At 49.0% G+C, this 300-nt stretch carries 1 protein-coding gene; it reads right to left on the bottom strand.

Annotated elements, in window-relative coordinates; translation table 11 throughout:
- On the bottom strand, nt 1–300 hold a 300-nt coding region (locus tag BK660_RS31255), incomplete at both ends, for a hypothetical protein (protein WP_123436442.1).

Genomic DNA, 300 nt, shown 5'->3' on the forward strand with positions numbered 1-300 from the left:
CTTGCGCTTCAACGCGCAGGTCTTGCTGACGTTGTTGCGCGTCGTTCATTTGCTCAATCGTTACGCGGGTAACCTGAGAAGCCGTGCTGTGTTTCAGTCGCTGCAACCAACCGGGAATATTTTTTGCGGCTTTAACCCTGCCCATTTCCACCACACCCTGCAAATTATCCCGGTGATTGTTTTTTGAAACCGCCATCAATTCTTCAAATACTTCGGTGAGTTTCTTCAGGCCATAACCCAAGATGAGGTCATCGAATGCCTCCACATTTCCAGACAACTGCTTCCCCTGTGAAGTCATCT

It is taken from the genome of Pseudomonas brassicacearum (genome assembly GCF_003732265.1).
GTDB classification, from domain to species: domain Bacteria; phylum Pseudomonadota; class Gammaproteobacteria; order Pseudomonadales; family Pseudomonadaceae; genus Aquipseudomonas; species Aquipseudomonas brassicacearum_D.